A 15,300-nucleotide genomic window follows, 5' to 3' on the forward strand; every position below is an offset into this window, starting at 1 on the left:
TATTCTAGTCATAGTCCATTACAACTCTAAGCTTGTTATCTTGCAAAGAAAATGAGCTTATTTTCCTTGAAGATATATTATCTGCCAACTTAAATCTTCTTTTATAATTTAAGTAAGAAACTTCTAAATCATTTCCTATTTTTCTAACTTCTACCTCCTCTTCTTTAGCATATTTCAAATCTATTACAATAATCTTACTAGCTTTTTCTTCTATGATATAAAACGCTTTATCATTAACGAAAATATCTTCTAGTTTAAGATTTTTAAATATCTTATCATGCAACTTATTTAAGGCTTTTAACCCGATAACTTCATAATCTTGTAAGTGAATCTTAAAAACTTTTTTTTCTTTGAAAAATTCTTCTATTTTTATAATATTTGTTTTATCTTCATCTAATAGATTTCCATAAGAAGATTGTTGAATTTCTTCTGGATATATCATATTAATAAATACGCAATCCGATAAAAATCCATACATATTTATAAGGCTATAAGATCTAAAAGTTTCATTTGCTATAACTTTATTTGCTTTGCTTATAAATCTGATTGTTGTTATATTTGGATTTTGTAATATACGTTCAAGTTCGTATAATTTTTTTGATAAACTTATAAACTCATCAAATACTATATCTTTTGGCTTTTTAACGTCTGTTCTTTTTTCAATAAAGCTTCCAAAAATACTATTAAACTTCTTAACTAATGGTACTAATGAATCCGACAAATTATTAAACTTTTCTCCAGTCGATAGCAGGGATATTGTTTCACCACTGGGCCCACAATCAACAATCAAAATATCAAACTTTCCTTCTTTATAAATTTCTAAAATTTTAAGTAGAGAAAATACATCATCAAATCCAGGAAGAAGTGACAACTCATCTAGCTGTATTTCTGTTGTTACACTTTCTTTTACAAGCTCTCTCATATAAGAGCTTATATTTCCCCACGCTTTTTTACTTTCTTTGATGGGATTAATCTCAAGTCCGTAAAGATTATTTGCTATCTGCTTGGGACTATCATTTAATTTTTCTTCAAACAAATCACTTAAACTATGAGCAAGATCACTACTTATAACTAAAGTTTTATATCTTTTGGAAATATTTATAGCTGTTAGCGCTGAAATTGTAGTTTTTCCAACTCCACCCTTGCCAGTATTTATAATAATTCTCATATCTTATCCTGTTTTACTTTTAAATATATATAAAGCTCATCGTTATTGCGGACACATTTGTGAATATAAGAATCAAACAAAATATTGGGCAAGCTAATAATTCTTTTCATATCATCCACTCTAATATTTATATCTGTCCCTTTTTTATAGACATCATAATCATGAATTTTTGAAATATTTATCCTCAATATATATCCATCATCGATTTTTTCATAACTATAACTTTCACAAATAGGTTTTATATCTAAAATTGAATCTTTAAAAGATAATTCCTCTGCAAATTTTTCTATATCCTCTAGATTTATTAAATCTTTTTTCATCAATTTTATTTTATAGACTGGCATATTATAAAAACAATCTTCAATCTCTTTTAAATGCTTTGACTGTATTTCTATTCTCTTTCTTACAAAATCACTCTTATCGTCATCAAAAAGTCTATTGACAAAAAATCCATCTACATTATAATCAAAAAGATTTAGGTAAGATAAATCTCTTTTACTTTCTTCTAAAACCATCTTCTCAGCCAATCCAACTAATCTAACCGTTGAAATCCTACTATCTTTTAAAATCCCCTCTAATTTTATAAGCCTTTTATAAATAATTTCAATTTCATCCAAAGATTGATTATCTGGCAAGTTGATTTTATATTTGTATTTAGATACAGGCCTTAAAGTTCTAATTATTCCCTTACCTATTCCAAAAAATTTCTCCAAATACCACGAAAGCATTTCTGGTATTTTTAGATAAGCAAATGTAGATGCTGATGCTGGACAGTCCACTATTATATTTTCAAAATCAAACTTTTCATATATATCCAATATTTTTAGCAATGACAATATATTAGCAATAAATGGCATATCAACACTTGAATTATAAGATACTTTTGAAAAATCTATTTTTCTAAACCTATCTGCAAGACCAGCCTTTATATCAGGAAATCTTTCCTCTAAAATTTTTGAGCTATCAATTTCAACAACAGACAAATTCTCACAGACTTTAGTAATCTCTCCGCCTATTTTTATTCCATAAACATCTGATAAACTATGAGCTTGGTCTATACTGATTAAAATTGTATTTATATTTTTTTTTGCAGAAATAATAGCAGTAGCGCTTGATATAGTAGACTTGCCAACACCGCCTTTTCCTGTGTACATAAAAATTTTTTTATTCATTTAATTTCAAAATTCAAAAAAATCTAAATTATAAAAAGCATTACAAAAAGTGGCATCAAAATAACTGTACAAATACCAGCTATAGCAATAGATAATCCACTCATAGCTCCTTCAACTTCTCCCATTTCTATAGCTTTTGATGTTCCCATTGCGTGGCTTGCCGTACCGATACCAATACCAATAGCTACAGAATCTTTTACTCTCATGATTTTCATAACTGTAGGTGCAAATATAGCTCCAACAGTTCCTCTAAGTATAACTGTTATTGCAGTAATTGCTGCATAAGTCTTAATGGTCACTTCATCTGCCCCAAATTTACCGATATATTCCTCAGTCAACGATTTTGCAATAGGAGTAGTTACTGATTGAGGCATCATTGACAAAGTCAAATTCTTATCAAATTTAAAAATCTTTGATAGGAAATAAGCAGACAAAATAGCAACAATAGACCCTACTATTACCCCTATTAAAATAGGAACAAGATTTGCCTTTAATCTATCTATATTTCTATACAAACTTACAACTAAAGCAACAGTAATTGGTGCTATCATAAATGATATGTACTTTCCACCCTTATTAAAATTATCATAACTAATACCAGTAATTTTCAAAAAAGCTATACAAAATATTATAGCAAGCAATAACGGATTAAAAAACGCTATTTTAGTTTTTTTACTAACCATCATTCCTATTCTAAACATAACTATGCTCAAAACAATTCCAAAAAAATCATTATCAGCTATATAAGTATTCAAAAATTCGCTCATATTACTTCCTCACTTTTTGTACTATTTCTACAATTTTAGCAGTTACTGCCATAGTTATTAAGCAAGATATAGTCATAACCACAAGTATTTGTATTGCATTATCTTTAATTACATCAAATTGCACCATAAGACCAACACCAAGAGGAGTAAAAGTAAAAGCTAGAATAGAAGTTAGAAAATCTGATGTTTCTCCAACATCCTCAACCTTTACAATCTTAAATAGCAAAGCAACAAACAAAAAAATCATACCAAAAACTGGTTCAGGTATTGGTAGCCCAGTTAATTTCTTAGCTACAAAGCCTAGTAGCAAGAAAAAAATCAAATAACAAAATTCTTTAACATATTTCATAAAATCTCCTAAAAATACATTTTTCTTTTAAAAGCCCTATAAACTCTAAGCACAAATATATAAACTAAATATATATTTTTTTACTACCAAATATCTTTTTAAACTCCCACTTCCTTCCATAAACAACAGCTAAAACTATTGTTTAATATAAAAAAATAGCTTATGTGTAATTTGTCGCAAAAATATTAAAATTATAGGATCCATATAATTTCACAGCAACAAAAATAAAATTAAAAAAATCCAAACTCTTGATATCGATTTCTTGAGTATTTAACCAATATTAAACTGTTTGGGTTTATAATAAATAATAATATAAATTAAGGACAAGAAAAATAATCAAATAAAAATATACTTATCAAAATTAATAAACAAAACGTGTAAAATACTAACATTAATCAATAAAAAATTTTATATGTAGTAGTAATGCTAAATTTATATTAAATTATTTTCTATCCAGAAATATGTTTTTTTAAATTATATCATAATTTTTTAAAAAAGAAAATGTTTTTTCGAATTTCAATACCGATTTATTTTGTAAAATAATTATAAAAAAATATAACAAGTAATTACAATATTTCTCATCAATAAAACAAGAAAATTATTAGTCAAATACAAACGCCAAGTTGTTTCATTCAACATTGCATAGACACTTTTGATATATTATTTCACAATTTAAAAATATTACATTAATCATTTTAAAATTTTAATACAAAATATTGAGCATTAAAATTTAAAATTATATCATAAATTCAAAACACTTTAAAAATTAATAAATTAATCAAAAAAATACCCCCTTGTAGATTCAATCTACAAAGAGAGTATTTATAAATCTTAATTTAAAACACTATTTACTTCTCATTTTTCAAAACATTTCTTCTAACATAACCAATATTTCCATCAAAAGAAATTTTAGACCATTTTTTGCCATCAACTTTTACATTTTTGATTAAATTTACCTTTGAATTCTTTGGAATTTTTTCTATAATATTATCTTCATCTTCAAAGGGTTCTTTTCTAAAATCAGTTTTTGATGATATTACAAATTCTTTTCCCATTCCTAAATTGCTATCTTCTTTTTCTTTTATATCTTCAGTACTTGATATCTCATTTGCACTTTTTTTAATCAATTTCGTTAATTTTTCAAGGTCCTCATCTTCATCATCTGAATAATCATAAGAAAAATTACTATCAAATATTGTATCTACATCTACATTTTTACTTTGATAATTTTCTTTTTCTTCTTTACATGAACTCAAACTAATCAGAAGAACAAGAAGACATATAATTTTTTTGATTTTCATCTTTTCCTCCAAAGTTTCTAATAGCTGTTTTTCTATAAATAAAAACTATTTATTAAGATAGCTCTTATATAGATTTTTATCTACCTGCGCATGGGTCATCAATAAGCCTATTATATTTGCATCAACTTCTTGTAAATTTTTAATTGCCTTGTCAAGGTCTTCTTTTTTTGTATCATTGTATTTTACTGCCACAATAATACCATCACAATAAGTTGAAATTATTGAGCCATCTGCCAATAAATCAACCGGAGGTACATTTATAAATATATAATCAAATTCTTTTGATAAATTTTCTATCAATTCTTTTATTTTTTTTGAATCTAGTATTTGAGTTGGATTTGTTGGTCTTTGACCTGCCAATAAAATAAATAAATTTTCTTCTGTTTTATCTTTTAACAGTAAATTTTCAACAGCAATTTCACCATTAAAATAATCTGTAAGCCCAAAATTTTTATCAGCTTTTATAATATTTCCTAATTTTGGCATTCTCAAATCAAAATCTAAAATAGCAACTTTTAGACAATCTTTGGCAAAAGTTTTAGCAAGATCATATAAAATTTCAATATTTTCCTCATTAGGCTTTGAAGAGGTCATGCCAATAACCTTGCATTTACTATAATTCTTGTTATATTTTATAGCAGTTTTTATAGAATATATAGACTCATCATATAAAGATGAATTATTTAAATATCCATTATTTTCTATCATCTTATTCTCCTTTTGCCTTATCTGGAACTATTCCTATCAAAGGAATCTCATAATATTCTTTTATTTCATCAGCACTTTTGATTCTTGTATCAGTCATATCTTTTACTATTACATAAATTACACTAATAAAAAATCCAAGAAAAATACCAATAGCTGTATTTTTTTTAACGTTTGATGAAATAGGTTTTTTAGGAACTCTAGCCTTATCAGAAATTAAAATTTTATTTTTATTAAGTTTTCCAATTGTGTTTTTTAATTCAATAGCAGTTTGATTAGCAATATCAGCTGCTCTTTCTGGGATTGTGTCTTTAACTTTTATATTTATCATTCTAGAGCTAGGATCTGGTTCAACAACAACCTTACTCAAATATTCATCATAAGTCATGTCTAAATCTAATTTTTTTATAATATCAGATACAAAAACATTAGATTTTGTAAGATTTGCATAAGTTGCATTTAAATTGCTATCAGTTGCTTTTGATATCATAATCATAGTTGATGTTTCATAAGTTGGAGTTGACATAAATTTAGTTATTCCAAAAAAAGATGCACCAAAAATTAGACAAGCCAAAAATATTATATGAATATTTTTTATAATCCCCTTACATAATTCTAAAATATCTATTTCTTTTTCATTCATTTTATTTTTCCTTTCTATACTATAATATTTTATAATACTTTATAAAAATTAAGATTTACATTTAAAATAGGTATTTATACGAACCTATCAAACTAAGAACTAATGTTTTTTCTATTGTATTTCCCGAATTATACAAAAAATCAATATCTTTATATAATTGCTCATAATTTTTCAAACACTCTTTATTTGATTCAAAATAATCATCCATAAACCTTTTTAGTTTTTGATTATTATCATACCAATAGTCAAATGGATTCATATCATTTCTTTTACTATACTTAGATTTAATTTTGTTCATAAGCAAACCTTTTATAGTATCTAACTTATATTCTTTCCCATTTATTTTTATTCCACGCATAGATGAAATTTTTACTCCATTGTGTGGATATTTGGTTGCATCTTTAAAGTTACTTATTACCCAAGAGTAATAAATATTATGCTTAAACCTAAATTCAAAAGGAAGTGAAAAACAAAATTCAGCAAAATCTACATCCATGAAAGGAGACATTCCTTCCCCATATTCTTTTATAGATGTTGAATATCCTAAACATGCACCATTTATTGCTCTATTCCTAAACATACCTTCTTCATAACTTGTATCTTTTATATTAGAAGATATTCTGTTAAGTAATTTTGTCGAATAAGCTCCATCGCCTAAAGCATATTTTTTATTTTTATAATCTAAAGATTTATTAAAGCTACCTGGAATTACATCACCTATAACACCTGTATGTATTATTCCAATTTCACTTGTATTAATAGCATTTAAAAAAGTATTAAATTGTGATGCCCATGGATAATAAATTAAACCATCTGCAATTTTTATAGAACTATCAAGGTTAAATAAATCCAATCCATTATCTAAATTTTTATATAACCACTCATATTTTAAATCACTTGCCATTTTTGGACAATACTTATAATCATTTGATTTACTATCAGAATAAGTGTATGTCAATACATTTTCTACACCCAATCTTCTTAAAGAATAAGCAACTATTCTACAATCCAAACCTGCACTTAATGGTACAATATTCCTATATCCATATTCTTCGTTTTTATTAACTTGCATTTCAACAGCATTCAAAAACAAAGAATCTAATTTTTTTATAGCTTCATCTTTATTAATTTTCTTCTCTTCAAAAACCCAATCATGATATGAACTTATTTCTATATTATTAGAATAAACCAGCTTTGAACCTGCTTCTAGTCTCTTTACATCTTCCACCAAAGTATTATCTTCTAACATATAAGCATAAGATATTAAAGAATATGCTCCGTCCATATTTAATTTATAATCAATATTATTAAGTTTTAAATTTTCAACTAATTCATTTAACCTTGTACTAATCAAAAAAACATCATTGTTCTTGTAATATAACAAAGGAATGTTAGACCAGTGATCAGTATATGCTACTAATTTATCTTTTTTTAAATCATATAATACTATGACAAAATTTCCTCTTAATTTATTTATAAATTCATCTAGTTTTCCGTTGTTATACTCTGATATTATACAATCTTTAAAATCATTTTTATTATATTCATTAATGATTTTTTCTTTATTTAAAATTACACCATCAACTAAGATAATTGTTCCATCAATTCTTGTTATAAATTTATCATTATAAAACTTGCCATTACTTGCTAGGCAAAAATATTTTTCATCTAGATTAATACAATTTATATTTTTTTTCTTATTTGTTTCTTTTAATTTTTTAATATTTAATCCTATAAACAGTCCCATTTAAACCTCCATTACTATCAAATAGTAACATATATTTTGCCCTTTCTATAAATCAAATCAATTCCTATTATAAGAATAAATGAAAAAACTAATCCTATATTATAAAAAAAGTCAACAAATCCTCCTATCAAAAGATTGCTAAAAGTATATGTAACTATTAAATATAAGACTATATTCATAGGTGTCTTTCTTTGTTTTAGTATAAAGTTGCTAACAATACTCATAATAAAAGCCACTAACCAAGGAGATATTAAAATTCCTATAATTCCAAAATTAGCATAGGCTTCTGCCAAATAAATTGAATTCATTACACCCGCTGTTCCTTCTTTAACTCCAGAATTATTAAAAATTTCCATAACTACCCTTCCTGATCTTATCCAAGATTGATCTGTATTAAAAATCCATGATATTGCAGTAGGAAAACTAGCTCCATTTAGATAAGAATGAATATTAGGAAAAGCTTGAAAGTGTAAATAACAAGTAGCAATTTGTGTTAAAATAAGTCTAGGTATAGGTCCTGATTTTAATGTAAATAATCCACCACTGTAATTAGTAGTTGCATAATAAACAAATAAAAATCCCGTACCTAAAATGCACATATAGAATAAAGGTTTTTTTATTGATTTAATATTACCAAGAAATATCTCAAGCAAATAAAATTGAAATAAATATATAACAACTGGGGATTTCTCAAAAGATAAGGTCTTGCATATTATGGATAATAATAGTAAAAATATAAATTGATATTTCCATCTTTTTGTATGTAATATTCGGTAATAAACATAGGATATATAAGATAAATTTGGAATCATATTTAAAACCAAAAGATTTCTAATATATTGGTTACCTTTAAAACCTCTACCTATTTGTATTCTCAATACACTTGTATCAGCCTTTTCTGTAATTACTTTTACAATAGGTATATAACCTATTTTATAAAAAGTATAAATCAAGCCTAAAAATCCAACAAAAGATAAGGCCACAATAATACTGTATATACTCTTTTGATGAGTGTTTATATCTACAATATCTCTTTCTAGGTAATCATTATAAAATTTATTGTATTTTTTTATTCCCATCAATCTATTAATTATTATCATTCCTAATGGTAAAGCTAAGTAAGAATAAAATAGAGCAATTGATGTCTTAGAAATTGCATCTTCAGAAGCTTTTTTTACTAAATAATGATCTCTAAACCCCAAAAATATCATGCAAGATCCAATAAAGCAATACATTAGTATCGTATAAAATGATAAACTACTCATATTTAATTTTGTTATAGACAAAGATCCTGATGATATCTTAAATAATGAAATAAAAAATAAAAATAATATAATCACCAAGATTATTCTAAATATAATCATAGATTTACCTACTTAAATCTTTCGCAACTTTACTTGCTCTACTACTCCAAGTATTTTCTTTTAAAAAATCAATACAATTTATATGCTTATTATAAATATCCTTATAATTTAGTAATAAATCTTTTAATAAATTGTTTAGATTTATATCATTATAATCAATAACCCATCCTATGTTACTTTCTTTTATACTTTCACTTATAGCAATATTATCCGAACAAATAATTGGGCAAACATGCCCAATATATTCAAATACCTTTATAGGCACAGCTAATTTCATATAATCATTATCTTTAAAATATGCCAAACATAAATCTGTTTTCATATAATAATCCTCAAGTTCAAAACCAGACTTATGAATTACTTTTATGTTATCATTTAAATAATCTCTATAAAGATAGCTGTATTTTTCCCATTCTGATTTTCTACAACATATTGTTAGTAAAATATTGTCAAATTTAGAAACCATTTTAACAAAATCTATAAAATTATAATTTCCAAAAATTCCACCCACATAAAATACTCTTAATTTTTCATCATAATTATCAAGACGATTCTTATAAAAATTTTGTTTTGAAATAATAAAATTTTCACTATAGGAAGAACCTGGAAGCAAAATATCTGTTAAACTTTCTAATTTTTTACTATTTATGTATTTAGATAATTTATTGCTTGGAAGATAAAACTTATCTACAAGACTTTTATATTTTAATAAATCATATCTATAAGATATTTTTGCAAAAAATTTCTTGATTCCATTAACTTGTTTATTATAAACTGGAAATTTCCAATGCATATCTCTATAAAATAAACCTATTTTTATTCCATGATTTTTGCAAAATTTAAAGAAACCAAAATCTAGATTTGGATATAAAGGAAGGTGATTTTTTTCTGTCAATAATGTTGGCATAGTTGAGCTTTCTGAATATAAAAAATCATATTTAATTCCACTTTTTATATTATTCTTAATTATATTTATGGATTTTTTTCTTTCTTTTCCATATCCCATTACAACATCAACATCATAACCAATATCTTTAAATGCTTGTATCATCATCCTAGGTCTAACTTGTGAACCTGACAATGACTTTTCATCAAGTTTATTAGGAATATGAAATATACATCTTTTATTATTTTCCAAATTCTCACCTTCTTTATATCAAACTTACTATTTAATATTTTTTTCTATCAAATCTAACTCTTTTTTCATAGTTTTTTCTTTATAATATCTTGTATCTTTAACTGTATGATAATCGTAATCTTTAAATTTATCCAATGTATCAATATTATCATTATCAATTAAATAAGCATTGTTAAACCCATCAAATATTTCCCTACACACTTTTATATCAGAAGTTATTACTGGCATACCAAATGCCGCCATCTCACAAGTCATTAAACCTTGTGTATCTTCCCTTGTAGGCATTAAAGCAAATTTGGAATTTTGTAAGTAATTTATCATATCATTATGACTAAGAGTATTATTTATCCACTCAATATTTTCAGATTTTTTATAGTGGTTAAAATACTCTCCCTTACCAACCAAAAGAAATTTTGCATCTGGAGTATTTTTAGCAAGTTCATTAACAAGGTCTACACAATATTTAGAACCATCTAAATTCGACCTTATTGTTATAAAATCATATTTCTTTTCACATTTATCATCAAATGTTTCTCTTTCAAAAACTTCTCCAACGCAGTTATTTATCACATAACAAGAATCTTCAAATTCATCACGATTAAGTTTTGTGTTTTTAAAAAATTCATCTTTTATCCAATTACTTACAAAAACGAAGCTTGATTTATCTTTGATTTTTGGTAAGTAATTCCTCCAAATTTTAAGTTTAAAATTATCGTATGCATTTTGAAGATTTTCTTTAATTTTATTTCTTTTGATATAAGGAAAAGGATCAGGATAAGCTTCGTTTAATTTTAAAACCTCATGACCATGATAGAAAAATATTATCTTTTTAAATTTATCGCTATTTTTTCGTAGAAATCTATAATGATTTCTAACATTAGATGCATGAATAATTAACAAATCAAATTTTTTATCTGATGAATAATAATCAGTTTCGCTTAAAACCTCAATTCCATCTTTTTTATATTTATTTTTAGTTGCAAAATTCAAAACAGTAACATCATATCCATTTTTTATATACGTTAAATTTCTATTATGCACGAACATAGATGCTACATTTCCATTATTATCCGGATAACCTTGCACTAAAACCAAGATTTTCATATTATCTCCTTATAAAATAATTTTATTTGAATGACTTAATGATTATATCTAAATCTTCTTTGCTCAAATATGGATGCATAGGTAGTGAAAATACACTCTTACAAAGATTTTCTGAATTTTTAAGTGATACTGGTGTAAGCTTATTATTTTCAAATGCTTTTTGTTGACTTAATCCTCTTGGATAATAAATATTTGTAGGAATTTCTTTTTTGGATAAGTCTTCCCTTAGTTTATCTCTTTGTTCTTCGTTCTCAGCAATTACTGTATATTGAGCAAAGCTAGAGTAAAAGTTTTCTGGTATTTTTGGCAATTTAATATTTATATTATTTTCATCAATTACTTCTTTCAAACTTTTTGAATAATAATCATAAACTTCATTTACTAAATCAAGTTCATCACTTACAAAAAATTTAAATTTTTCATTTAAAATTGCCGCTTGAACTGTATCTAATCTTGAGTTCATCCCTACCCTTACATTGTTATATTTATGATCTCCTTTTCCATGCACTTTTAGAGATTCTAGTAAATTTTTCAAATCTTCATCATCCACAAATATAGCTCCACCATCTCCATAACATCCTAGAGGTTTAGCAGGGAAAAATGATGTTGTTGAAGCATCTCCAAAAGAGCAAGCTCTATTTATTTTTCCATCAATTTCTATATGACCACCAAATCCTTGAGCTCCATCTTCTAACACTTTTAAATTATATTTTTTAGCTATAGGTAAAATTTTTGGATAATCTGCTGGTAGACCAAATAAATCAACAGGAATTATAGCTTTAGCTGATAATTTTCCATCTTCAATTACTTTTTCAATTGCTTGTTCTAATGATGATGTATCAATATTAAAAGTATCTGTATTAACATCTACAAAAACAGGTGTTGCTCCTACCCTCGATACAACTTCTGCTGTAGAAAAAAATGTAAAATCTGGCACAAAAACTGCATCGCCTTCTTTTATTCCCCATGCTAACAAAACTAGTTCCAATGCATCTGTACCATTTGCACATGTTATACAATATTTTCTGCCTACATAATCAGCTAGATTTTTTTCTAATTCTTTTACTGGATTACCACCTATAAATTGAGAAGATAATAATACTTTTTCTATTGCTTTATCTATATTTTCTTTATGATTTAAATATTGAGTTTTTAAATCTCTAAACTCCATTTATTCGTCCCCTTTTTTTAAAATATTTCCATACTCATCAACTTTTGCATAAAATCTTGCAGGAATTCCCATTACAAGTTCATAATCATCAATATCACAAGTTACTAATGCACCTGCTGCAACCATGGAATTTTTACCTAACGTATTTCCACAAACTACAGTTGCATTTGCACCTATGCTTGCTCCCTCTTTCACTAGAGTTTTTTTATAATTATCTTTTCCCTTTGGATATCTTGCTCTTGGTGTTAAATCATTTGTGAAAACACAAGATGGTCCACAAAAAACACCATCTTCTAAAGTAACTGCTGAATATATAGATACATTATTTTGTATTTTACAATTATCCCCAATTACTACATTTTCTCCAATAAAAACATTTTGACCTAAGGAGCAATTTTTTCCAATTTTTGCACCTTTAGAAACATGACAAAAATGCCAAATTTTAGTATTTTCGCCTATTTCAACACCATCGTCTACTATAGAGCTTTCATGAACATAATAAGTCACTAAAATTCTCCTTCAAAGTCAGTTGATGCACAATTTTCTAATGGCAATTTCACAGATTTTCCTGTAAATGATGATTTATATATAGCCAATACTATTTCCAAAGCATTTTTTCCATCTACAGCTGTTATATATGGATCTCTATCATCTTGTATTGCTTCTATCATATCTTTAAATAAAGATGTATGTCCATTCCCATACACATTTTCTGTTTCTTCTTTTAAGCCTATATTGTTTTGATCATCAGCATCCTCATCTTTAAAATTCCAAACATCAATATTATTTGTAGATTTTCCACCAATTTTTACAGTGCCATCTTCCCCAAATAAATATAAAGTTTCTTCTAAATTTTGAGGATATACATTGACTGTTCCTTCAACTGTAGCTACGGCTCCATTTTTAAATTTGAGTACAGCCATTCCTATATCTTCACATTCTAAGTAGTCATGAAATTGTTGTTTTGTAACTCCGTACACTTCTTCAACTTCTTCTCCAAGCATCCATCTTAACAAATCTATTCCATGGATGCATTGGTTCATTAAGCAACCACCATCAGATTCCCATTTTCCTCTCCAAGGTGCTTGATCATAATAGTTTTTATTTCTATTCCATCTAACATGAATTGAGCCATGAGATAATCTCCCAAATCTTCCTTCATCCATTGCTTGTCTTGTTTTATGAACAGCTATGTTAAATCTATTTTGATGACAAACTGATACTTTTACATTTTTTTCTTTACTTAAATTTATAATTTTATTTGCATCTTCCATTGACATTGCCATTGGTTTTTCAATTATTACATTAATTCCATTTTCAATACAATATAAAGCTATTTCTGCATGAATTCCGCTTTCTGTTGCAATGCTTACAAAATCTAAATCTAGATTTTCATCTATCATTTTTTTGTAATCACTATATTTTTTGAAATCTTTATTGTATTTTGTTTTTTCTACTAGCTGATCAATTTTTTCAAGTTTTATATCACAAGCTGCAACCATATCTATATTGTTTTCTACAACTGCTTTGATATGATTTACTGCTATACGTCCACATCCAATTAGTGCATATTTCATTTATTATTTCCTTTCTGAATATGATTTATATAATAAATCAACTATTTTCATTGCTGAGTTGCCATCTCCAAATGGTCTATAATTATCATTTATTTTTTGAATTTTATTTAAATTATTTAAAATATCACTTTTAATAGGCTTTGATAAATTATTCCTATTTTCAACCATTGTTTCTGGCCAACACTCAAAATCAAGAAGTGTTACACATTTTTTATTTGCAAAGAAAGCCTCTCTTTGTAGACCACCTGAATCTGTTACAATTTTTTCTGCATTTTTTACTAAACAAGTGCTTTCTAAATATCCTACTGGTTCACACAATATTATATTTTTAAAATTGTATAAATTATTAAGTCTTGATGCTCTTTTTTTATTTCTAGGATGAACCGGATAGATAGTTGGGTAATCTAAATCATTCATTGCCTTAAATATTTCTAGTAGAGTTTGATCATCTTTTGTATTTTCTTCTCTATGACAAGTCAAATAGTAAAATTTCTTAGGTACATCTATTTCTTCTCCAAATAATGTATTTAATTTAATATCTTTGACATTTAAAATCTTACTATATTTATCAAATGCATCATACATTGGATCCCCTACTAAGAAACTATTATTGGATAGTCCCTCTTTTTTAATTCATCGTATCCACTTTTTGTACTAGCAAGCAAAAGGCTTGATACATGATCTGTACATATCCTATTTATTTCTTCTGGATTTGTCATAGAATGAGTTCTTGCACCTGCTTCAACATGACAAACTGGAATATGAAGTTTTGCTGCTGATAATGCTGCTGCAAGAGTAGAGTTTGTATCTCCATAAACCAATAGATAATCAGGAGATTCTTTTTCCAATACTTTTTCAATTTCAATCATCATTTTTCCTGTCATTTCAGCATGACTCCCACCTGATATTCCTAAATTATAATTTGGCTTAGGTATATCTAATTCTTCAAAAAATTTTTCTGACATATTATAGTCATAATGTTGACCAGTATGGACAAGAATTTCTGTATATTTTTTTCTAAGCTCATGTGATACCACTGCAGCTTTTATAAATTGAGGTCTTGCTCCAACAACAGTTAATATTTTCATATTATC

14 protein-coding genes and 1 pseudogene are annotated in these 15,300 nt (G+C 26.2%); all 15 read right to left on the reverse strand.

The window, feature by feature from the left end; genetic code table 11:
• Window positions 1–4: 4 nt before the first annotated feature.
• The 15 genes and pseudogenes from HGAG_RS08360 to wecB all read right to left on the reverse strand — a co-directional run bounded on the left by HGAG_RS08360 (window position 5) and on the right by wecB (window position 15,294).
• On the reverse strand, window positions 5–1,168 hold the full coding sequence (locus tag HGAG_RS08360) for an ArsA family ATPase (protein ID WP_019118718.1): 1,164 nt from the start codon (window positions 1,166–1,168) through the stop codon (window positions 5–7).
• Window positions 1,165–2,340, reverse strand: a complete 1,176-nt coding sequence (locus HGAG_RS08365; protein WP_019118719.1) for an ArsA family ATPase — start codon at window positions 2,338–2,340, stop codon at window positions 1,165–1,167. Before HGAG_RS08365 ends, HGAG_RS08360 begins: the two co-directional genes overlap by 4 nt.
• 23 nt (window positions 2,341–2,363) lie before the next feature.
• Window positions 2,364–3,107, reverse strand: coding sequence for an LrgB family protein (locus tag HGAG_RS08370; RefSeq protein ID WP_019118720.1), 744 nt, complete (start codon window positions 3,105–3,107; stop codon window positions 2,364–2,366).
• Between the two features lies 1 nt (window position 3,108).
• On the reverse strand, window positions 3,109–3,456 hold the full coding sequence (locus tag HGAG_RS08375; RefSeq protein WP_019118721.1) for a CidA/LrgA family protein: 348 nt from the start codon (window positions 3,454–3,456) through the stop codon (window positions 3,109–3,111).
• Window positions 3,457–4,304: 848 nt separating this feature from the next.
• Entirely contained in the window at window positions 4,305–4,757 is a 453-nt protein-coding gene (locus HGAG_RS08380) for a hypothetical protein (RefSeq protein ID WP_019118722.1), read from the reverse strand.
• A 45-nt stretch (window positions 4,758–4,802) separates the two neighbouring features.
• The gene (locus HGAG_RS08385) at window positions 4,803–5,465 is read right to left on the reverse strand and encodes a CpsD/CapB family tyrosine-protein kinase (RefSeq protein WP_019118723.1); all 663 of its coding nucleotides are present in this window, start codon (window positions 5,463–5,465) and stop codon (window positions 4,803–4,805) included.
• Window position 5,466: 1 nt separating this feature from the next.
• The gene (locus HGAG_RS08390; RefSeq protein WP_019118724.1) at window positions 5,467–6,105 is read right to left on the reverse strand and encodes a YveK family protein; all 639 of its coding nucleotides are present in this window, start codon (window positions 6,103–6,105) and stop codon (window positions 5,467–5,469) included.
• 61 nt (window positions 6,106–6,166) lie between these two features.
• Window positions 6,167–7,852, reverse strand: a complete 1,686-nt coding sequence (locus HGAG_RS08395) for an asparagine synthetase B family protein (protein WP_019118725.1) — start codon at window positions 7,850–7,852, stop codon at window positions 6,167–6,169.
• Between the two features lie 17 nt (window positions 7,853–7,869).
• Window positions 7,870–9,216 carry a hypothetical protein gene (locus HGAG_RS08400; RefSeq protein WP_040401665.1) on the reverse strand — a complete coding sequence of 449 codons (1,347 nt, stop codon included), beginning with the start codon at window positions 9,214–9,216 and terminating at the stop codon, window positions 7,870–7,872.
• 4 nt (window positions 9,217–9,220) lie between these two features.
• Window positions 9,221–10,354 (reverse strand): glycosyltransferase, encoded by a 1,134-nt coding sequence (locus HGAG_RS08405; protein WP_019118727.1) that lies wholly within the window; start codon window positions 10,352–10,354, stop codon window positions 9,221–9,223.
• Between the two features lie 27 nt (window positions 10,355–10,381).
• Window positions 10,382–11,458 carry a glycosyltransferase family 4 protein gene (locus HGAG_RS08410; protein ID WP_019118728.1) on the reverse strand — a complete coding sequence of 359 codons (1,077 nt, stop codon included), beginning with the start codon at window positions 11,456–11,458 and terminating at the stop codon, window positions 10,382–10,384.
• A 22-nt stretch (window positions 11,459–11,480) separates the two neighbouring features.
• Window positions 11,481–12,629, reverse strand: a complete 1,149-nt coding sequence (locus HGAG_RS08415) for a DegT/DnrJ/EryC1/StrS family aminotransferase (RefSeq protein WP_019118729.1) — start codon at window positions 12,627–12,629, stop codon at window positions 11,481–11,483.
• A complete protein-coding gene (locus tag HGAG_RS08420) occupies window positions 12,630–13,136 on the reverse strand; it encodes an N-acetyltransferase (RefSeq protein WP_019118730.1) in 507 nt (168 codons plus the stop codon).
• Window positions 13,136–14,206: a Gfo/Idh/MocA family protein gene (locus HGAG_RS08425; protein WP_019118731.1), complete on the reverse strand. Its 1,071-nt coding sequence runs from the start codon at window positions 14,204–14,206 to the stop codon at window positions 13,136–13,138. The genes HGAG_RS08420 and HGAG_RS08425 overlap by 1 nt, the downstream gene beginning before the upstream one ends.
• Window positions 14,207–14,209: 3 nt before the next feature.
• Window positions 14,210–15,294: pseudogene (gene wecB, locus HGAG_RS12525) on the reverse strand (non-hydrolyzing UDP-N-acetylglucosamine 2-epimerase).
• Window positions 15,295–15,300 lie beyond the last annotated feature (6 nt).

The organism is Anaerococcus obesiensis ph10, from assembly GCF_000311745.1.
Classification (GTDB): domain Bacteria; phylum Bacillota; class Clostridia; order Tissierellales; family Peptoniphilaceae; genus Anaerococcus; species Anaerococcus vaginalis.